Annotated in this window: 14 protein-coding genes; 4 read left to right on the forward strand and 10 right to left on the reverse strand. The window is 67.7% G+C overall.

Translation table 11 applies throughout. The annotated features are described in order from the left end of the window. Positions 1 to 5: 5 nt before the first annotated feature. The 7 genes from SH203_RS07515 to SH203_RS07545 all read right to left on the reverse strand — a co-directional run bounded on the left by SH203_RS07515 (position 6) and on the right by SH203_RS07545 (position 11,393). The gene (locus SH203_RS07515; protein WP_159457548.1) at positions 6 to 3,323 is read right to left on the reverse strand and encodes a TonB-dependent receptor; all 3,318 of its coding nucleotides are present in this window, start codon (positions 3,321 to 3,323) and stop codon (positions 6 to 8) included. A gap of 99 nt (positions 3,324 to 3,422) precedes the next feature. Then, the gene (locus tag SH203_RS07520) at positions 3,423 to 4,379 is read right to left on the reverse strand and encodes a FecR domain-containing protein (protein WP_159457549.1); all 957 of its coding nucleotides are present in this window, start codon (positions 4,377 to 4,379) and stop codon (positions 3,423 to 3,425) included. Then, positions 4,357 to 5,040: an RNA polymerase sigma factor gene (locus SH203_RS07525; protein WP_143275698.1), complete on the reverse strand. Its 684-nt coding sequence runs from the start codon at positions 5,038 to 5,040 to the stop codon at positions 4,357 to 4,359. Before SH203_RS07525 ends, SH203_RS07520 begins: the two co-directional genes overlap by 23 nt. 49 nt (positions 5,041 to 5,089) lie before the next feature. Next, positions 5,090 to 6,571 carry a S10 family peptidase gene (locus SH203_RS07530; protein ID WP_087120267.1) on the reverse strand — a complete coding sequence of 494 codons (1,482 nt, stop codon included), beginning with the start codon at positions 6,569 to 6,571 and terminating at the stop codon, positions 5,090 to 5,092. After that, on the reverse strand, positions 6,568 to 8,103 hold the full coding sequence (locus SH203_RS07535) for a S10 family peptidase (protein ID WP_087120268.1): 1,536 nt from the start codon (positions 8,101 to 8,103) through the stop codon (positions 6,568 to 6,570). The genes SH203_RS07530 and SH203_RS07535 overlap by 4 nt, the downstream gene beginning before the upstream one ends. Further along, entirely contained in the window at positions 8,093 to 10,192 is a 2,100-nt protein-coding gene (locus SH203_RS07540) for an amidohydrolase family protein (protein ID WP_087120269.1), read from the reverse strand. Before SH203_RS07540 ends, SH203_RS07535 begins: the two co-directional genes overlap by 11 nt. Positions 10,193 to 10,202: 10 nt before the next feature. Beyond that, on the reverse strand, positions 10,203 to 11,393 hold the full coding sequence (locus tag SH203_RS07545; RefSeq protein WP_159457550.1) for a pyridoxal phosphate-dependent aminotransferase: 1,191 nt from the start codon (positions 11,391 to 11,393) through the stop codon (positions 10,203 to 10,205). Positions 11,394 to 11,592: 199 nt separating this feature from the next. Between SH203_RS07545 and SH203_RS07550 the strand changes: the two genes are divergently transcribed. Next, positions 11,593 to 12,069, forward strand: a complete 477-nt coding sequence (locus SH203_RS07550; protein WP_087120271.1) for an Lrp/AsnC family transcriptional regulator — start codon at positions 11,593 to 11,595, stop codon at positions 12,067 to 12,069. A gap of 6 nt (positions 12,070 to 12,075) precedes the next feature. On the opposite strand, the gene SH203_RS07555 is transcribed toward SH203_RS07550, so the two are convergent. After that, positions 12,076 to 13,395 (reverse strand): APC family permease, encoded by a 1,320-nt coding sequence (locus tag SH203_RS07555; protein WP_087120272.1) that lies wholly within the window; start codon positions 13,393 to 13,395, stop codon positions 12,076 to 12,078. A 340-nt stretch (positions 13,396 to 13,735) separates the two neighbouring features. Between SH203_RS07555 and SH203_RS07560 the strand changes: the two genes are divergently transcribed. Further along, on the forward strand, positions 13,736 to 15,229 hold the full coding sequence (locus tag SH203_RS07560) for a S10 family peptidase (RefSeq protein WP_159457551.1): 1,494 nt from the start codon (positions 13,736 to 13,738) through the stop codon (positions 15,227 to 15,229). A gap of 13 nt (positions 15,230 to 15,242) precedes the next feature. Then, a complete protein-coding gene (locus SH203_RS07565; RefSeq protein ID WP_087120274.1) occupies positions 15,243 to 16,217 on the forward strand; it encodes an ornithine cyclodeaminase family protein in 975 nt (324 codons plus the stop codon). A 6-nt stretch (positions 16,218 to 16,223) separates the two neighbouring features. On the opposite strand, the gene SH203_RS07570 is transcribed toward SH203_RS07565, so the two are convergent. Then, positions 16,224 to 17,483, reverse strand: coding sequence for an aminotransferase class V-fold PLP-dependent enzyme (locus SH203_RS07570; protein WP_200808853.1), 1,260 nt, complete (start codon positions 17,481 to 17,483; stop codon positions 16,224 to 16,226). 159 nt (positions 17,484 to 17,642) lie between these two features. Here SH203_RS07570 and SH203_RS07575 point away from each other — a divergent pair, with 159 nt between their 5' ends. Continuing rightward, positions 17,643 to 18,590 (forward strand): ornithine cyclodeaminase family protein, encoded by a 948-nt coding sequence (locus SH203_RS07575; RefSeq protein ID WP_087120275.1) that lies wholly within the window; start codon positions 17,643 to 17,645, stop codon positions 18,588 to 18,590. Here SH203_RS07575 and SH203_RS07580 read toward each other — a convergent pair. Next, positions 18,587 to 20,299, reverse strand: coding sequence for a hypothetical protein (locus SH203_RS07580; protein WP_087120276.1), 1,713 nt, complete (start codon positions 20,297 to 20,299; stop codon positions 18,587 to 18,589). The genes SH203_RS07575 and SH203_RS07580 overlap by 4 nt on opposite strands. Positions 20,300 to 20,331: the final 32 nt, after the last annotated feature.

Consider the following 20,331-nt stretch of genomic DNA (forward strand, 5'->3'; position numbering starts at 1 on the left):
CCCGATTAGAAGGACTTGCGGATGCTGGCGTACCACCAGCGGCCGCGGTTGGAGTGGACGCTGCCCGAGAAGCCGAAACGGTCGTCGGTCAGCGGCGGATCTTCGTTGAAGATGTTGCGCGCGCCGACGCGAATGCGCGTGCCGCCGAACGGGCCGCTGCGGGGCAGTTGATACTGGACGTAGAGATTGTGGGTCAGCCACTCGTCCACGACCCAATACTGGTCGGAATTCACATAGGTCGCGCTGGTGTCGTAGAATTCGGAGACGTAGCTGGAATACCAGCCCGAGGTCCAGCGCCCCATGTTCCAGGTCAGGGAGGCCGTGACCTTCCACTCCGGGCGGCCGTTGCGGCGAACCAGATCCTCGACCCCGCCGATATTCACGCCCGCGATCGTGCCGGCCGCCAGGGCGTCCAGCAGGACCTGATGCTGGTCGCTGGCCTCCTGATAGAGTTTCAGCTTCTGGCTGGCGTTGAGGCTGAGGCGCCAGTCGCCCAACGGCGTATCGCGAAGGCTGTAATACAGCCTGAAGTCCAGCCCCTCCGACTCTCGCGGCTGGAGGTTCATATATTCGTCCTTGATCGACAGCAGCTTGCCGACCGGCGCCAGGCCCGCCGCCGCCCCGTCGGCGATCTGCTGGGCGTCGGGCGCGGCGCGGATGACGTTGGGATGGGTGCCGCCGATCTGGCGCAGATAATAGTCCATGATCAGCTGGTTCGTGCCGCCGAAGATGCCGACCAGATTCTCCTGCCGGATCTTCCAGTAGTCGACGGTGAAGGTCAGATCGCCGTATTTGTCGGACCAGAGCTGCGGCTCCAGCACCAGGCCGACGCTCAGGTTCTCGGAGTCCTCCGCCTTGAGGTTCTTGTTGCCCGACCGGCTCTCGATCCGATCCTCGCTGGTGCAGTATTCGTTGTTCGTAGTCAGCGTCGGGATGGCCTTTATGGCCAGTTGCACCGCGCAGGCCGCATAGTCGCGCCGCGAGTTCGAACGCTCGAAGTCAGACTGATGAAGCTGCAGAAGGTTCGGCGCGCGGAACCCTTGCGACCAGGCTCCACGGAACATCAGCCAGCCGTTCGGGCGATAGGCCACGGCCACCTTGGGCGCCCCGACCGTGCCGAACAGCGAATAGTTCTCCACCCGACCGGCCAGTTGCACATCGAAGGACCGCACGAACGGCACGTTCATCTCGGGCGAGACCACCGGCACGGCCAGTTCGACAAAGGCCGAATAGACGTTGCGCGCGCCGTGGCTGTCCGGCGTATAGGACACGCCCATGACGTCGCTCTGGGACACCTGGCCGCCCAGGTCGGTGAAGGTCGTCGTGCCGTCCAGACGAGGATCGCGATCCTCCGAAAAGGTCTCCCGACGGGCCTCCAGACCGGCCGCGACGCCGATATGGCCGGCGGGCACAGCGTAGAAGTCGCCCTTGGAGACCTTGAAGTCCCAAAGCATCAATTCGGTCTCGGCCTTGCGATAGACCTTGACCAGCATGGTGTCGATCGTCGCCTGGTCATTCAGGCCGAAGGCGCCGTCCTTGGGGCTGTTCAGATCGCCGCCGACGAAGGGATTGTAGGCGGCGCGGGTGGTCAGATTGATCGCGGCCTGCAGCCCCGTCATGCTGACCCCGTCCATCTTGTCGGTGGTTTCGGCCTTGCTGTACAGGACCGCGCTTTCCCAGTCGAAGCCGCGCCATTGTCCGCGCAGACCGCCCAGATACCGGGTGGTGACGTTATCCACGTCGATGGTGCGATAGCCCAGGTCCGAGAAGCGGAAGTCCTGAACCTGCACGGCCGCGCCGGTGCTGGGGAAGGCCGTCGTCCCCGTGCCGGTCGTCAGGCCCGGCAGACGCGCCGTCACCCCGACCGCGCCCAGCGGGTTCCAGTAGGCGGTGGGCGACATCAGCACCCGCTGGGTGTCCAGCGGCGTGTCCTGCTGACGCTGCGACCAGGTCTTGCCCCAGTAGTAGCCAAGCTCGCCGAAGAACTCGACGCCGTTGTCGAACTCATGATTGACGAAGGTGAACAGGTTGGCCCGATCCACCGCCGAGGTGATCGTCCGCATCGTGTCCAGATCGTAGCGGAGATTGACGTCTTCGCCCGTCGTGGCCAGGCTGGAATTGTCGAAACAGGTCCCGGCGACGAAGCCGTTGGCCAGACAGCCCGAATTGGTGCTGGGCTGGACGTGGAAGACGCCATTGGTCGTGCCGGTGGCGGAGGTCAGGGTCTGACCGTTGACGCGGGTGACGGCGCCGGCGGGCTGATAGGTCGTGGGGTTCAGGCGAACGCCCTCGGCCCAGGCGGTGATGGTGCTGTAGGTGCCGTAGTCCAACCCCGTGGCCCGGCCGTCGAAGCGCGCCACCCGGCCGGCGACCGTCGCATAGTCGCGCTCCCAGATGTAGAGCGGATCGCGGGTCAGATAACCGCCCATGACCGACACATTGGTCTTGCCGTTGTTGAAATCCTTGCCGGCCTGGAAGTCGAAGGAATATTCCTCCATCCCGCCCTCGTCCTGGCCCATGGCGGCCTGGGCGGTGAAGCCTTCGAAGTTGTCGCGCAGCACATTGTTGACCACGCCCGCGACGGCGTCCGTGCCGTACAGCGCCGCCGCCCCATCGGCCAGGACCTCGACCCGACGCAGGCCGAAGGTCGGTATGGCGTTGGTGTTGACCGTCTGGACCGGCACGAAGCTCTCGACCTGGGTGCCGGGGTGCGGCACCAGTCGCCGGCCGTTCAGCAGGACCAGGGTGTTGCCGGTCCCGATGGAGCGCAGGTCGATCGAGGCGACGTCGCCGCGCGCATTGTTGATGCCGCCATTGTCGGAATCCGCCTCGTTGAAGCCCACGTCGCCGATCTGGGCGATGGCGCGATAAAGGTCGTCCCCGTCGGCCGCACCGATGGCGTCCAGATCGGCCTGATCGACCACGGTGACAGGCAGGGCCTCGTTCAGCCGCGCGCCGGCGATGCGGCTGCCGACGACCACGACCTCCTGCACCTCAGCGGCGCGGGTGTCTCCGTCGGCCCGGCGTTGCAGGACGATGGTCAGGCCCTCGTGGGACGCGACATACAGATCGGTGTCGGCGAGAAGGGCGCTCAGCGCATCCTCGACATCCATGAAGCCGCTGACCGCAGGACCGCTGCGTCCGGCCAGATGCGCGGTCGGCGCCGAGATCGTCACCCCCGCCTGACGCGCCAGCTCGGGAATGGCCTGCGAAAAGGGCTGAGCAGGCACCTCGAACTGTTTGACCTGGGCCTGGGCGCCATGCGCCGCCAGAACCAGCACCGCCCCCGCCGCGCCTGCCGCCAGGCGCTTCTTCCACGACACCATGAGATCCCCCGATCCGTCAGCCTATGTTCCCCAGACACGCCGGGCTAAGGCAAAGACGAAGGATCGCGCGGATTTCCTCCACGCCGACCGTGATTTTCAGGCCTGGCTTAACAGAATTCTTTTCGGGCCGATCTCGGCGCGCAAATTCAGACTGTGGGCCACCGCCCGCGCAAAGCCCGCCGGGTCGTTGGCCTCGAACAGGCCGGTGATGCGCAACTGGGCGACCTTCGCCCCGCCGAACTGGATGGGCGCGCCGCGAAAGCGTGAGAACTGGGCGGCCGCGACGTTCAGGGTGTCGTCGTGAAACGCCAGCTTGCCGTCGCGCCAGGCCAACAGACTGTCCGCCCGGCCGGCTTCGATCAGGGTCGGCGCCGACGACGATCCGGCCATCGCTTCGTCGCCGAGGACGAGCGTCTGGTTCGCAGTCAGCGGAATGACCCGGTCCTGGTCCGACACCAGTTGCAGCGCGCCCTTCAACGTCGTCACCTGCAACGGCGACGCCTCCAGCCGCTTCACCAGAAAGGCGCCGCCCTGCGTCGTCATGGTCGCGTTCGCCGCCCGGATCAGGAACGGCCGATCACGTCGCGTCGCCACGTCGATCAGCGCCTCCCCGAACGACAGAACCACCTCCCGCACATCGCTGTTGAAGCGCACGTCGATGCGAGACAGCGTGTTCAGGCTGACGATGCTGCCGTCGTCCAGCGTCACGCTTCGGACCTCGCCTCGCGCGGTCTCGATCCGCCGCGACCGCCTCAGATAGGCCGCCGCGAACCCGACACCGCCCAGGGATGCGGCGCCGAGGCTGGCCGCGAGCAGAAGGCGGCGCGACGGCCGTGGCGCATCGCTCTTCGGCGCGGCGGTCAGGGCGGCCGCTCTTCGGCTGTGCAGGGCGACGGCGCGGGCCTTGGCATAGGCGCCCAGATGACGCGGATCTTCGGCGGTCCAGGCGTCCAGCGCCCGCTGCTCGGCCTCGGTGAACGGCGCGCGATCCAGCCGCGCCGCCCATGCGGCGGCCTGCCGGTCTATCGCCTCAGCCGTGTCCGTCTCGGCCATGAACCCTTCGCCTGCTACGTGCGTCACGCACCCTTGACGCACGCGGAGCATCATATCCTCCATCGGCATAGGCGGCCATCAACAGACCGAACGCCTTGGCGATGTGTTTTTCGACGGTGCTTTCCGGCGTTCCGGTCTGTTTCGCGATCTCCTTCTGCGACAGGCCGGAGATGCGGCTGAGGACGAAGATGCGACGGGTCTTCTCCGGCAAGGTCGCGATCATCTGCGCCAGCAGACGCAGTTCATTGCGCCCGACGACCTCGTCTTCCGGCGTGACCGCATCCTGCGGAACTTGCAGCCTGTCGAGGTCGGCGACCGCATCGATCGTCACCACGCTCTGACGCCTCAACCGATCGACAGCCGCCGAACGCGCCGTGCGAAAGAAATAGGCGCGCACATTGGTTATGCCGCTGACGTCCGGCAGCGTCACCAGCCGCGCATAGGCGTCCTGCACGATGTCGTCGACATCGGCGCTCTCCGCCCCGCGCCGCAACCAGGCGCGCACGGCCGGCTCATGCGGCATCACCTTGCCCGCAAGCCACAACGCCCTCTCGTCCGATACCCCCATGACCGAAAGGTGACACGCCCCTTCGCCGAACGACAAGCGTTGAATGATCTTGAAAATCGCGCGGCTGAAACGAGAGCCAATATTCAACCCCACGTGTCACCTGGCTGACACATTGCAGGGCAGGCGTGAAGGTTACGCCCGCCTAAGGCGACGGCGTCACGGCGAAGGTGCGGACGGCGTCGTCGAAGCGTCGCAGGTTGTCTTCGCCGTCATAGACGCCGTGCGGGCCGGCGAAATAGGCGACGGTCAGTTGGTCGGCCGGAACGCCGACCTGATCCAGGACATAGCGCCCGGCGTAGGCGGGGGTCGTCAGGTCGAAATAGCCGGCCGCCCAAAACAGCTTCATGGCGGGTCGCGCCTGCATCGCCCTGGCCAGCCCCTCCATGGCCTGCGGCGAATCTCCGTGGCTCCAGGCGGCGTTCACCAGGAAGTTGAGGCTGTAATAGGGGTCCGTCGTCGCGAAGCCGAGATCATGGCGGATGTAGTCGCCCAGAACCGTATTGACGATCGGGCCGATGCTGGCGGGGGTCGGGGCCGGCTCGCCCGCCTTGCTCTTGGGCGCGACGCCCAGCGACGGATCGTCCAGCGCGCCCAGGGCGCCGGGCTCCAGCGGCGCGGTCACGCGCACGTCCAGCATGCCGGTGCGGAGCCCCTGGTCTTTCAGCAGGTTGAACATCCACGCATTGCTGGAAATCCGCAGGTTCTCCCTCAGGATCAGTTCGACCGGCAGGCCGATCAGGGCCGACATCCGCTCAGCGATGCTGCGGCGGTCGGCCTCGGGCAGGCTCGCGCCCTGGATCAGGGCCGCGACATAGTCGGTACGGGCGAAGGCCAGCGCCTCCTGATAGACTTGATCGACGGTGCGTCCCGCCGCGTCGATCCGCCCGTGACGCCAGGCGCCCGCCGCCATGGTCGGCAGACTGACGACATAGGGCATTTCCAGCCCGGCCACAGGCGCGGCCAGGGCGACCAGCAGCACCCCGTCGAAGGTCAGGGTCCGGGTGTCCGCAGCGATCAGAGCGGCGCGGATCGTGCCATAGCTCTCGCCCATCAGATAGCGGGGCGAGGCTTCGCGTCCGTTCGTCTTCAGCCAGTTCAGGATGGCGGTCTGCACCGCCCGGGCGTCGGTTTCGCCGCTGTACCAATATTTGTCGTCCACGCCCGGCAGGGCGCGACTGAAGCCGGTGCCGACCGGATCGATGAAGACGATGTCCGCCGCATCCAGCGGACTGTAGGGATTTTCGACCAGTCCGCCCTGCCCCGACGGCGCCTTGCGAACCGGCCCCAGGGCCGACAGATGCAGGGGCGAGGACGAGGCGCCGGGCCCGCCGTTGAAGGCGAAGATGACGGGCCGTCTCGTCGGGTCCGCGACATCGTCGCGGGTATAGGCGATAGTGACGACCGAGGCGCCGGGTCGTCCATCCGGTCCCGGCACGAGGTTGTCGGCGACCGTGGCGCTATAGGTCACGGCCTGACCGTTGAACCGTCCGACGTGGCGGGTGATCGCGCGGCGAACGGGGATCGCGGCGGAAACGGACGGCGCCGCCTCCGTCGCGGGCGCCTGCGCCAGGACCGGCCCCGCCAGGACGAAGGCGGCGAGGATCAGGGCCGCTGCGCCCCTCATCGACGACCGCCCCGGATCAAGGCGCGCACATCGTCCGAAAAGGCCGCCGCCGTATCGCCGAGATAGAGCATATGGCCGGATTCATAGGTCTTCAGCGTCAGCCGATCCGTCGGCACGCCCGCCTTGGCCAGGGCGTCCTGCGCCGCGGCCGGGGTCGTCACCATGTCGTAATAGCCGCTGGCCACGAGAACCCGCAGATCGCCGTTGCGGCGCATGGCGGTCGCCAGATCGCCGGCGAAGGACTGGCCTTCGGGAACGCCGGTGCGTTTCCAGTTCCAGCCGGGGAGCAGATCACGCCAGACGATGGCGCCATAGGGCCGGTCCTCATGGACGTTCAGGTCCTCGCCTAGCATCTTGTGGAAGGCGGCGACGAAGCCGGGGACATAGCGTCCCATGGCCGGATCGTCGGCGACCGGCTCGCCGCCGTCATGCGCCGACGGCAGGGTGTAGCGGCCGTCGTACAGGCCGACCGTCAGGCCCAGATCCGCCAGCAGTTGCTGCGAGAAGGCCCTGGGCGACAGGACCAGCCCCGGCAGCCAAGCCTGGACCGGCAGGCCGGTATAGGCCGACAGCCGCGCCGCCATCGCCGCCCGCTCCGCCTCGCCCAACGTCCCGGCGGCCGCCTTGTCCAGCGCCTGGAGATAGTCGGTCGTCGCAAAGCGCGTCACCTCTTCATCAAAAGCCCGGATCGTCAGCCCCCGACGGTCGATCCGATGCTGAACCCAGGCTGTCGCGGCCATGGCGGGCAGGTTCAACGCCGCCTCACGGGACGGTCCCGGCCCCGCCGTTCCCGGCCCGTTCAGGCTTGAACCCAACAGGATGACGCCATTCACCGTGACGCCCCGCATGACCCCGCCATAGGTCGGGCCGCCCATCAGGGCGCGCGGCAGAAGCGCCGCCCGGGCGCTGCCATAGCTTTCGCCCATCAGGTATTTCGGCGCGTTCCACCGGCCGTTCCGCGTCAGCCACAGTTCGATGAACCGGGCCACGCTTTCCGCGTCCTCGTCCACGCCATAGAAGTCCTCGGGCCTGCCCTCGCCGACGATGCGACTGAAGCCTGTGCCGACGGGGTCGATGAAGACCAGATCGGCGACGTCCAGCAGACTGTCGGGATTGTCGACCAGACCGAAGGGCGGGACGCTGCCGGGGTTCACCTCCCGGTCCAGCCGCACGCGGCGCGGCCCCACGACGCCCATATGCAGCCACAGCGAGGACGACCCCGGCCCGCCGTTGAACACGAACAGCACCGGCCGGTCGCGATCCCCGCCCGTCTTGACGTAGGCGAAGCTGTAGATCGAGGCGATCGGCGCATCGCGGTCGTTACGCAGCAGAGTCGCCCCCGCCGTCGCCGTATAGGCGATCCGTCGCCCCCGAATGGTGATTTCATGTTCTGTCGTTACGGGCGCGGCGACCGCGACCGGCGGGTCCGCCCGAACCGGCGTCGAGACGCCCCCCACAGCCGCCATCGTCAGGGCCGACAAGGCGCCCGCGAACCATGTCGCGCGTCCCGGAAGCGTCCGCTCAGTGATCATGGTCGTCGTCCATCCCCTGGCCGAACAGGAAGGCTTCGCCCGCCACGCCCTCCGAGGCGTCTTCCCGCACCCTGGGCGGCTGGATGACGACCGGATCGGCGAAGGGCCTGACGCCGAGCGCCTGGTGAATCTCGCTCGGGAAATAGACCACGCCGCCCTTCATCACCATTCGGATCGCGCGGATGGCGTTGATGTCCTGGGTCGGATCGCCGGGGATCAGGAAGAAGTCCGCCAGCTTGCCGCGTTCGATGCTGCCCAGCGACTGGTCCCGGCCCAGATACTGTTCCGCCTTCAACGTGCCCAGGTTCAGCGCCTCGGCCGGCGTCAGGCCCGCCTTGACGTAAAGCTCCAGCTCGCGATGCACGGTGAAGCCGGTGCCCGCGTCCGTCCCCGGCAACAACTGTATGCCCGCGTCGTGCAGCAGCTTCACCGTGTCGAGAATCTTCTGGAACGCCGCCTTGTAGGTCTGATCGACCGCGGGGCTGTCGATGTCGACGAAGGACCGGCGCCGGTATCTCTGATAGCCGATGGGCATGTGATCGACATAGGCCGTCGCCGAAGGCGGGATTTCGCCGGCGCGGCTCAGCATCAGAACCTCCAGCGCCACGACGGTCGTGTCCAGGGCCACGCCCTTCTGTTGCATCAGTGCGACGGTGCGCCGAACCGGCAGGCTGCCCAGGTCCAGATCCGCCGCGCGCGCCATGCCCGTCAGACGCAGGGTGGTGCGGGAATCCTCGCCGGGCTTGAGCAGCCAGCCCAGCATCAGCTGGTTGACGTGCGCGATCTCGTCATATCCGGCCGCGATGGCCTGATCCGGCGTGACGAAGGCCGGGACGTGGCCCGTCACGCCCATGCCCAGACGATGGGCTTCCTGCGCCACCGGCGCGACCCAGTCGGGGTGCAGGGAGTTGTAGATCTTGATCTGACGATAGCCGCGCTGGCCGTACCAGCGAACATCCTCCAGCGCCTGATCCAGCGTGTCGGCCACCCGGCCGGTCCTCACCGAATAGGGACTGCGGCCCTCCAGCATCCCGTTTCTCGTAATGCGAGGACCGGCCACCAGCCCTTGATCGATGTCGCGCGTCAGGTTCAGCAGAAAGGCGTTGCCGTTGCCCATGTCCCGCACCGACGTCACGCCCGCGCCGAGGTAGAAAAGGCCGGTCTGCTGGCTGGAGTGCGAATGCATGTCGTGCAGACCGGGGACCAGCGTTCCGCCCTGACCGTCGATCACGTAATCGCCGGCCTCGGTCGGCAGGTCCGGTTCGGGCACGACGGCGGTGATCCGCTCGCCGAAGACCGACACCGACGACAGGGGCGACAGCGTTCCCGTCTGCGGCTGGAAGATGCGGACGTTTCGGATGCGGACGGGCGCATCGAAGCTATGCGCCAACTGGGCCTGAAGCGCATGGAGGCGCTCGTTCTCCAGCGCCGCCGTCATCTGCATGAGTTCCGGCGCGGTCGCCTCCAGCCCCTCGCGCACCGTCACCGACGCGCCCGAGAATTCCGCGACCATCCGCCCGGCCTCGTCCAGCATCACATAGCCCGGCTGAAGCTGAAGGCCGGTCAGGCGATAGATGACGACGGGCGTGTTCCGGGGCCCGAACGTCTGGCTGCGGACGACGCTGAGCGACAAGCGTCCGCCGGGGATGACGTCCAGGCTCTGCCCCGGCCTGGCCTTCAGGATGTTGGCGTAGAGCGCCAGACTCCAGGGGCTGTCGTCATTGGCGACGTAAAGCACCGGGTCCGCCGCGGCCCGCTCTCCGCCGTCCGCCTGACTGCGCCAGCGCGCCACGCCGCCCGCGCGTTCGAAACGCTCCTCGACCCGACCGCCGAACAGGGACACGCCGTCTATGGTCCACAGGTCCGGCACGCCGTCCGCGCCGAGGACCAGATGTTCCCGGTGTTTGGGGCCGCGCCCGTTGTCATCGACATGATAGTCGACATCGACGGTCGAAGCCGTCTGATCGACGACCAGCCATCCGACCTTTTCGCCATTGGAGACCACGGCGTAACGCTGGCTTTCCGCCAGAGCGGGCGCGGCGCCGAAACAGGCGGCGGCGACGGCGAACAGGGTCAGCCAGTGGCGCATGGGCGTTTCCTCAATGCGGGGACGCGAATCTGGAGATGGAAGGCGCGGCGTCCCGGCGCAGATCGAACAGCGCCTGATGCAGCCGGGACAGCCCACTGTCGATCGTCGCGGGTGGGATGCCGAAGCCCAGCCGCATATGCCCCGGCCGGCCGAAGAACTCCCCCGGCGCCGTGACGATCTCATGATCGCGCCACAGGGTTTCGGCCAGTCGGCGCGTATCGGCGTGACCGACGATGCGCGGGAAGGCGATGCAGCCGTAATCCGGCAGGTCGCCCTCGATCAGATCATCGGCCTGCATGGCCGCCATGTGACGTGCGACCACCGGCCGGCTGGCCTGCAGAACCTGTCGCCAGTGCGCCTCGAACGGCTCCGGCTTTTCCAGAACCAGGGCGCCTATGGCGTGGGTCAGCTTGGACACGCCGAACTCGCGCGCCGCATTGACGCCGGCGATGCGCCTCGCCGTCGCCCGCGTCGTCACGATCCAGCCGCATCGTAACGAAAACAGGCCGAACACCTTCGTCAGACTGTTGACGCTGATCAGATTGGGCGCGAGCCGCGTGGCGGGCGGATCGCCTCTGTCGGCGGCGAAGTCGGCATAGACCTCGTCGACCAGCACATGGGCGCCGACGGTCGCCGCCACGGCGGCCAGGGCCTTCAGCGCTTCCGCATCCAGATGACGCCCGGACGGATTGTGCAGATTGGTGATCATCACCAGCCGCGTGTTCGGTCTCAGCTTGTCGCGCAGTTCCTCAGGATCGATGTCGAAATGAACGCCTCGGCGCGGCAGCGCCTCGACATCCGCCCCCGCCAATCGCGCCAGCTCGCCCAGAACGTCGAAACCGGGCGTCTCGACCAGAACGTGGTCGCCCGGCGCGACAAGGGCGGCCAGCACCTGGGCGACGCCGTTGCAGGCCCCGGTCGTCGGCACGACGCCCTGTTCGTCCAAGCCATAGCGGTCGGCCAGCGCCGCCAGCAGATGGGGATTGCCGCGACCGAACACGCTCTCGAACCGATCGGTCACGCCATTGGCGAAGGCGTCGCCGACGACGCGGGCCAAAAGGGCCTCCGGCTCCGCCACCGTGCTTTCGAACAGGATGGAGGCCCCGGGCGGCAGGGGCATGTGGCGGTAGAGGGATCGTCCGAAGGCGGCGAAATCCTGGATGTCGTAGATCGCAGCCCTGGCTGCACGCTCGCGGCTCAAGGTCTCGGCTCCCGACGTTCTGGGCCTGGGGATCGGATATTCATGTGTCGCAAAGCCTGTCCCGCCGCGACCGAAGCCGCCCGTCCCTGATGCCTGCATTGTTAGCGCTGCGGCAGGGACGGTTCTTTGCGTTTCAGGGCTTGCCGTTTCCAAAGATTGAATAGCTAATGCCGAATATCGCCGAGTTGGAGACTAGACGATGTCCACGGGCCTGGACGCCATCGACGTTCGCATCCTGCAACAACTCCAGGTCGATTGCTCGATCTCGACCTCGGAGCTGGCCGAGCGCGTCGGCCTGTCGCAATCGCCGTGCTGGCGGCGTATCCAGCGCCTGCGCGAGGAGGGCTATATCAAGGCCCAGGTCGCCATTCTGGACCCGGAGCGGATGGGCTTCCAGATGCACATCTTCGCGCAGCTGAAGATGAACAACCTCGCCGAGAACGAGCGGGAACGGTTCATCCGCGAGATCGCCGCCATTCCCGAGATCGTCGAATGCTATTCCGTGCTGGGCGAACGGGACGCGATGATCAAGGTCATCGCCCCCGACATAAAATGGTATCAGGACTTCATCTTCCGAAAGATCCTGAAACTGCCCGGCGTCATCGACATCAGCTCGACCGTCGCCCTGTCGGAAATGAAACGCACCACCGCCCTGCCCGTGCGCCAGGGCGTCTGACCGGGCTCAGGCGGCCGTCGCGGCCCCTCGACGGGGCCGGGCGTAATAGGCCAGACCCAGGACCAGCCAGCCCGCCAGCAGCACATAGGGACGCCAGTCGGTCCCGAAGCCCAGGGCGGCGATGACGACGGCGGCGACGACGCCCAGCACTGACAGCAGCTTGACCGTGAGCCGGCTGAACCTAAGGTTCGCCTGGTCATGCACCTCGGGATGGGCGCGGGCGACATTGTAGGCGGCCAGGCAGGTGCCGAGATATTTCATCATCGTCGGCACGTTCACCGCCAGCAGCAGGAAAAGCAGGCTGGACGGCAGGAACAGAGCCGCCGACGAAGCGACGAAGGCGACGATGGTCGCCACGTGCGGCGTGCCGAACCGGGGATGGATGCGCGCCAGGGCCGACGGTAGGACGCCCGACCGTCCCATGGCGAACAGGAACCGCGAATAGACCAGGAAGACCGCGTTCATCGACTTGGCCAGGGCGATCACGGCCGCCGTGACGATCAGGGGCGCGGCCCATTTGCCCAAGGCGACCTCGGCGGCGGCCAGAAGCGGCGCCTCGCTGGTCGCCAGCACCTTCGGTCCCGCCAGGCTCAGGGCGGTGAAGGTGATCGCCAGATAGACCGCCACGGTCAGCAACAGACCCAGCGCGATCCCCAGCGGCACGACCACCCTGGAATTGCGCACCTCGTCCCCGACCTCGGTGGCGGTCTCGATGCCGAGAAACAGCTGGATCATCAGCGGCAGCGCCGCGACGATCGGCGTCCAGCCGCCCGAAACCGCCTGCGCCAGCAGACCCGGCTTCAGATCGGGCGCGCCGACGACGACGAAGACGGTGAAGATCGACAGCAGAACCAGCATCAGCACCGTCTGCGCCTTGGCCGCCACCGTCACGCCGACATAGTTCAGGCCGAAGACCAGCACGAACAGGCCGAACATGACCGGCTTGGCCGGCAGGGGCAGCACCATCGACAGATAGTTCACCAGAACCCGCGCCAGAACGATCATGACCACCGCATTGCTCAGCACCCTCAGCCAGACGATGGCGAAGGCGATCAGCGGGTGGGTGAAACGGCGCTGCCATTCATAGGAGGCCGCCGTGCTGGGCGCCGCCGAGGCCATATAGGCATAGACCAGGGCGAACAGGATCATGGGCAGGGCCGCGACCGCCACCGTGATCAGTATGCCCGCCCCGCCGACCGCCGCCGCCGGCCCCAGGACCGTGAAGATGCTGGCCCCGATCGCCGTGCCGGCGCCCAGCATCACCAGGTCGAGCAGGCCGACGCCGTGCTTGAGTTCGGTCGATGGGGCCGAGGAAGACGAACTCATGCAGCGTGTCCGGGCGAACGATCCGCGCCCATTTCAGGCGCACCTGATCCTAGCCTGCGACGCCAGACAGAACTATTCAAACCCATGCGCGCATCTGCCTAAGGGCGAATGCTTTAGTCGCGTCTGCGATTGACCCCGCATTGTCCATACCCTTTCGAGCGCATTCTCGAATGCAGCGCACCTTCTCTTTCCTCACAGCATGGGACTGCCCGCGCATTGATTATTCGCGTGAACCGAGGTTGCGGTTCCGGCGATGTCCGCGACGCCCGACTTGACGCCCACAAAGCAAGAAATGTGGCCGGGACATTTTCTAATGTAGATGTCGCAAGCGGAGTTGAAGATGACCGGACTTTCCAGACGACACCTTATCGGTGCGACCGCCGGCGCCGTCATTCTGCCCGCCGTCGACGCCCTGCCTGTCCTGGCCCGAACGCCGTCCGGGCGTCAGAGGCGGGTCGGCGTCTTCAACGGCCGGTCGATCGCCTATACCGCCGGTCTGGACGAGATCGTCGTCGCCGATGCTCAAGGCGCGCCCTTCGTCCGCTTCGTCTGCACCAGCTATGTGCGCGAGGACGTCGATCGTCGCGACCGTCCCGTCCTCTTCGCTTTCAACGGCGGCCCCAGCTCCTGTTCGGCCCCGCTGCATATGCTGGCCCTGGGTCCGAAGCGGATCGAACTGGAACAAGACCCGAAGGCCCCTGCCCTGTCGCCCGCCCGGCTGGTGGATAATCCCGAGACCGTGCTGGACGTCGCCGACATCGTCCTGATCGACCCGCCCGAAACCGGCTTCACCCGGCTGTTGTCCGAAAGCGGCCGCAGGAGCGCCTATTCGGTCGAAGGCGACGCGCGGGCGGTGTCGGACTTCATCCGGGGCTGGATCAAGGCCAACGGCCGCGAGACCTCGCCGAAATATGTCCTGGGCGAAAGCTACGGCACCATCCGCGCGGCGGTCATGGCCGGTCAGCTGGCCCAGGACATGCCGCTGGACGGCGTCTTCCTGTTCGGCCAGGCGGTCAACATGATCGAGACGTCCCAGCGCGTGGACAATATGATCGCCTATGCGACCAACCTGCCCGCGCTTGCCGCCATCGCCGTCTATCACGGCAAGGCCGACAAGGGCCGTCGCCCGATGAACCGCTTCATCGACGACGTCTATGCCTGGGGCATGACCGACTATCTCGCCGCCCTGGTCCAGGGTCGGTCCCTGCCGCAATCCCGCCGTCGCGCGGTGGCGGCCGAACTGGAACGGCTGACGGGGATCGACGCCGACGTCTATTTCGACGGCGATCTGACGATTTCGAAGGTCGCCTTCGCGGGTCGGCTGCTCGCGGACAGGGGGCAGAGGCTGGGCCTCTACGACGCGCGCTATGTCGGGCCGGCGCCGACCCAGGGCCAGCGCCCGCAGGACCCGTTCGGGGCCAAGGTGTCGGACGGCGTCCTGCCGATGATGCAGCAGTATCTGCGGAGCGAACTGGCGCCCGAACGCGACGCCGCCGACTATCGCCCGCTCGCTCCCGGCGCCGAGGCCTGGACATACGACCCTACCGGCGGCGGGGGCGGGCCGTTCAACGAATACGACTATCCCGCCCGGCTGGTCCCCGCCTTCAGGGCCAATCCGCGTTTTCGCCTGATGATCGGCACGGGAATCTACGACCTGACGACCACGGTCGGCCCGGCCCTCTATCTGGCGGCCCAGAGCGACTATCCCGCCGGGCGCGTCATCCAGCGGCGTTACGAGGGCGGACACATGGCCTACACCAACCGGCCGGCGCTGACGGCCTTCACCCGCGACATCCGCAGTTTCGTGACCGGAACCGCCTTCGTCGATTCCTGATCAGGCCCGTCCCATGCTCGTTCTGGACCGTGATTTCGTCCGCACCCATCTCGGCTACGAGGCCTGTATCCCCCTTATGCGCGAGGCCATGTCCGCCCTGTCCAGAGGCGAGACGCGCCAGCCGCTGCGTTCGATCGTCCCCCTCGACCGGGGCCGCGCGTTCGGCGTCATGCCCGGCGCGCTCGCGGCGGACGGCCCGTTCGGCGCGAAACTGGTCAGCGTCTATCCCCAGAACCACGCCATCGGTCTTCAGTCCCATCAGGGCGCCGTCGCCCTGTTCGATCCCGCGACGGGCGCTCTCGCCGCCCTCGTCCACGCCGGAGAGGTCACGGGCATCCGCACGGCCGCCGCCAGCGCCGCCGCCTCCCAGGCCCTGGCGCGCCCCGACGCCTCTCGGCTGGCGGTCCTGGGCACGGGCGAGCAGGCCGCAGCCCATGTGCGCGCCTTCCACGTCGCCTTCGACCTGTCGGCGGTGACGATCTGGGGTCGGTCGCGCGACCGCGCCTGCGCCCTGGCCGCCAGTCTGGCGCAGGAAACCGGCCTGCCGGTCACGGCGGTCCCGACCGTCGCAGAGGCTGCGGCCCGGGCCGACATCCTCTGCACGACCACCGCCTCGGCCGAGCCCATCCTGCGCTCCGGCGACGTGCCTGACGGATGCCATGTGAACCTGGTGGGCTCCAGCCATGACGGCCCTGTCGAGATCGACGACGATCTGGTGGCGCGCGCCCGGTTCGTCGCGGATTACAGGCCGGGCGTCCTGGCGCAGGGGGCCGAGTTCCTGTCGGCCAAACGCGCCGGGCGGGTGGACGACGCCCATGTCGTGGCGGAAATCGGCGAGGTCTTTCTGGGCCTGACGCCCGGCCGCACCTCAGAGCGGGACGTCACCCTTTACAAGTCGCTGGGCCATGTCGTTCAGGATCTGGCCAGCGCGCGCTATCTGGTCGACAGGGCCGTCGCCCTGGGACAGGGCGTGCAGATCGCCTTCTGACGGCGATCAGGCCGGCGGCGTCGCCGGCAAGGCTTCCAGCAGACGACCCACGTCGTTCATGTCGTTGAACACGGCCAGCGACACGCGGAACCGATGCTGGGACACGGTGATCCGCACCTTGGCGGCCGCCAGCCTGTCGGACAGTTTCGGCCGGGCGTCCTTCAAGGCGAAGGCGACCAGGGCGGTTCGGCTGTCCAGCGGCGTCAACGGTTCATAGCCGCGCCGCCTCAGCTCCGTCTGCACCGCATCGGCCAACGGTTGTCGCGCCCTCTGGATGGCGTCGACCCCCAGCCGGTTGATCCAGGTCAGCGAGTGATCCAACTGCACCGCCCCCGTCCAGGAGGTCGTACCCATGGCGAACCGGCCGGTCGCATCGTCCCGCGCCGCATAGTCGGCCGGCATCGGGCCGGGCGCATCGTAGGGGAAGGCGTGGCTCTGGAAGCTGCGAACCTGATGATAGCCCCACCAGGGCCGCCGGATTTTCTCCTGCACTTCCTTGCGGACATAGAGGAAGCCCAGGCCGAAGTCCCCCATCAGCCATTTGTAGGAGGCGCAGGCGGCGAAATCGACGCCCGCCGCCTTCAGGTCCAGGGGGGTCGATCCCGCCCCATGCACGATGTCGACATAGACATAGGCGCCGTGGGCGTGGGCCAGGTCGCAGACCCGTTTCAGGTCATGCTCGAAGCCGTTGATGGTGGAGACATGGCTGATCGACACCAGCCGCGTCCGCGCGTTCACCGCCGCCTCCATCGCCGCCATGTCGATCCGGCCCTCGGACGTCATGGGCAGGGTGACGACGTCCATCCCCGCCTTGGCCAGCTCGCCATAGGTGTAGAAGGAGCCGAAGAAATGCAGGGCGTCCGTGACGATCCGCCCGCCCGACGCCGGAATGTCCAGCGCCTGCAACACCAGATTCTCGCCCATCGTGGTCGACTGGACGAAGCACAATTCGTCGGGCTCGGCCCCGACCAGCGTCGCGAACTGCCGGATCGCATTCTCTTCCATAGCGCCGGGGTCCAGATCGGGCGCCCCGACCTCGCGCGTCTTGTAACGCAGATAGTCCTCCAGGGCGGCGCGCGCGCCCAGCGGCAGGGGGTGGGTCGCCCCGCTGTCCAGATAGGTCATCGGCATGGTCGCGAAGGCGGCGCGCGCGGGCAGGGTCAGCGGCGGCTCACCCGCGGCTTCGCGCGCCGCGACCGGCTGCGCCACACCTGTCGCCGGACCCACGGCGGCGGCGGCGATCAGGGCTCTGCGGGTGAAATGCACGGCGGACTCCGAAGCTGTTCGCAACGACCGGCGCCATATTAGGCGCGCGCCGTCGAATAATCCTTTCGTCTTCCGCGACGACGGCGGGACCGAAAGGCAGGAATAGTCCCCTGGCGTCTGTTAGCGTGCCGGATCATCGTTCGTCCGACAGGCGCCTTCATGTCCCCGGCCCGTTCCCTGAGCGTCCATGACGCCGCCGCCGTTCGCGCCGGCCTGGACCTCGCCGCCCTGCGCCCCGCCATCGCCGAGGCCATGATCGCCCTGTCCCAAGGCCGGGTGCGCCAGAATCTTCGCAGCTTCATCGGTCTGGGCGAGGGCCGCACCTTCGCCCTGATGCCTGCGGCCTTCGACGGTCAAGGCCTGTTCGGCGCCAAGCTGGTCAGCGTCTTCGCCGACGGCGCGGGACGCAAGGCGCACGAAGGCGTGGTGGTGCTGTTCGACGGGCGAACGGGCGTTCCCGTCTGCATCGCCGACGCGGGCGAGATCACCGCCCTGCGCACCGCCGCCGCCAGCACGGTCGCGACCCAGGCCCTGGCCCGCCCCGATGCAAGACTCCTGGCGGTTCTGGGCGCGGGTCGTCAGGCCGCCGAACACATCGCCGCCATCGCCCAGGTCCGTCCGTTGGAAGCCGTCCGCGTCTGGGGCCGCGACCTTGACCGCACCCAGGCCTTCGCCGCCGAAACGAGCGCCCGGATCGGCGTCGCCGTGACTGCGACGGAAACCCCGCGCGACGCCGCCCGCGACGCCGACATCCTTTGCACCGTCACAGCGTCGGTCGATCCGGTGCTTGAGGGCGCCTGGGTCGCGCCCGGCGCCCATGTCAATGTGGTGGGGTCCAGCGGCCCGACGGCGGCCGAAATCGACACCGATCTGGTGGCCTGCAGCCGCTTCATCGTCGATCACGCCGAACACGTTCGCGCCCACGGCGGCGAGTACCTGCGCGCCCTCGCCTCGGGGCGGATCACGGAGGATCATATCGCCGCCGAGATCGGCGCGGTCCTGTCCGGCGCCGAACCGGGGCGTCGATCGGACGCCGAAATCACCGTCTATAAGTCCCTGGGCCACGCGGCCCAAGACATCGCCGCCGCAGGTCTGTTGCTGGGCTAGGGTTTGCAGGCGGCGTCGGCGACGCCCTGAACCCGACGCCATTGATAGACGTCGACCTCTTCTCCGCGCGGCAGATAGGTCACGGGGAAGGTCCGGCCGTCCCGCGTCGTCTGAAGCGTCAGCCGGCGTGTCTGGTCGCCCTGAACGGCGTCCATCGCCACCGCATAGGTGACGACATCCCCGTTGCGGAGACCCGCCTGGTCCGCCGCCGAACCGGGGATCAGCCCCCGTATCGTCTTGACGTCCCCGACCAGCGAGCGGGGATCGAAACCCAGTTCGAAGCGCCGGGCCTTGCCCACCTCGCGGGTGAAACAGGGGCCGAAGTCGCCGGGCTCCGGCGTCATCAGCGCGCCCGCCTTCATGGCCGTATGCAGATCGCGCCCCGCCTCGCCCAGTTCACCGACCAGCAGCGCCACCCAGGCGGCCTCGTCCACCGTTTCGCCCGCGCGACGCCGGCGGTTCATTTCCGCGATCAGATCGTCGACGGATCGGGCGCCGTCGGAGGCGCGACGGATCATGCCGTTGACCGTCGCGAAATACAGGGCGCCGCGGTCATAGGGCAGAACGCGGATGCGGCTGTCGTCCCAGAACCGCGCCGCGATCTGATCGTCCGGCGTGCCGTTCAAAGGGTTGGAATAGTAGCGGCGCGCCGTATCGTTGATGTCCGCCAGATAGGCGTCTGCCGACATCAGCCCCGCCCGGAACGGCAGCAGCGCCTGATAATAGACGGCCACCCCCTCGCCATACCACTGGCCTCGCCCGTCCCACTGGGTCCAGGTGTGGATCATCTCGTGCGACAGGGTGGTCTTCAGATCCTCGGGATTGGTCTGGGCATTGTATGTGACCAGGAAGGATCGCGTCAGCGCCACGCCGCCCCCGGCGTTGATGGGGTTGAAGCGCATGAAGACCCGATAGGGCGGATCGCCGGGTTCGGCGAAGAAGCGGCTCATCCAGCCGTGCAGCCGATGGGTCCAGACCATCAACGGACGCGCCTCGAACGGCGTCTCGCCCAGCCAGGCGGCCGAGAACCCGGCGTCGCCGACCGTTTCCGGCTCGCGGTGCATCGGCCCGGCCATGAAGACGGTGGACGACAGCCGATCGGCGGCGCCCTGCCCCAGGTCCACGTCGCCCTCGCCATAGCTGGACGTCGCGCGCGCGCCTTCGCCCAGGCCGGCCAGATCCCAGCGCAGGGCGACGCGATAGTCCGTCCCGACTTCGGGCAGCAGGATGAAGGTGTTGCCGACGCCGGACACGCCGCCGCCCTCGGTCCTGAGGCTATAGGGCGGCCCCGACCCTCGCCGGGGCGGCGTATTGTCGATCGGCGCGCGATACCGCACCGTCACCTCGCCATCGACGTCGCGCGCCGCCAGCCAATGCCGGGAATAGACCAGGGCCGCGGGATCGTCCCGCACCGTCAAGGGCACGACGCCCCGGCTGTCGGTCACGACCAGACCGGTCAGGGTGTCGGCTATGGTGTCGGTGTTGGCGATCACCACCGGCAGCGTCAGCAGGGGCTCGCCCGCCTTCGCCTTCAGGTCGGAGGCGACCCACTGGACGTCCATCCGCCCCAGACCCCGCGCGACATCGACGGCGCCGGGCCGCAGGGTCACGGTCAGGGAAGGCGTCTCGGCCCAGACCGATGCGCCGCCAAGGACCGTCCATGCGACCAGGGCGGCCAGGCTGCGGCGCGAAAGGACAAAAAGGCTCATGACGACCGCATCCCTGGGAAAATGGCTCCGAC

The organism is Brevundimonas sp. SH203 (assembly GCF_002157625.1).
GTDB lineage: Bacteria > Pseudomonadota > Alphaproteobacteria > Caulobacterales > Caulobacteraceae > Brevundimonas.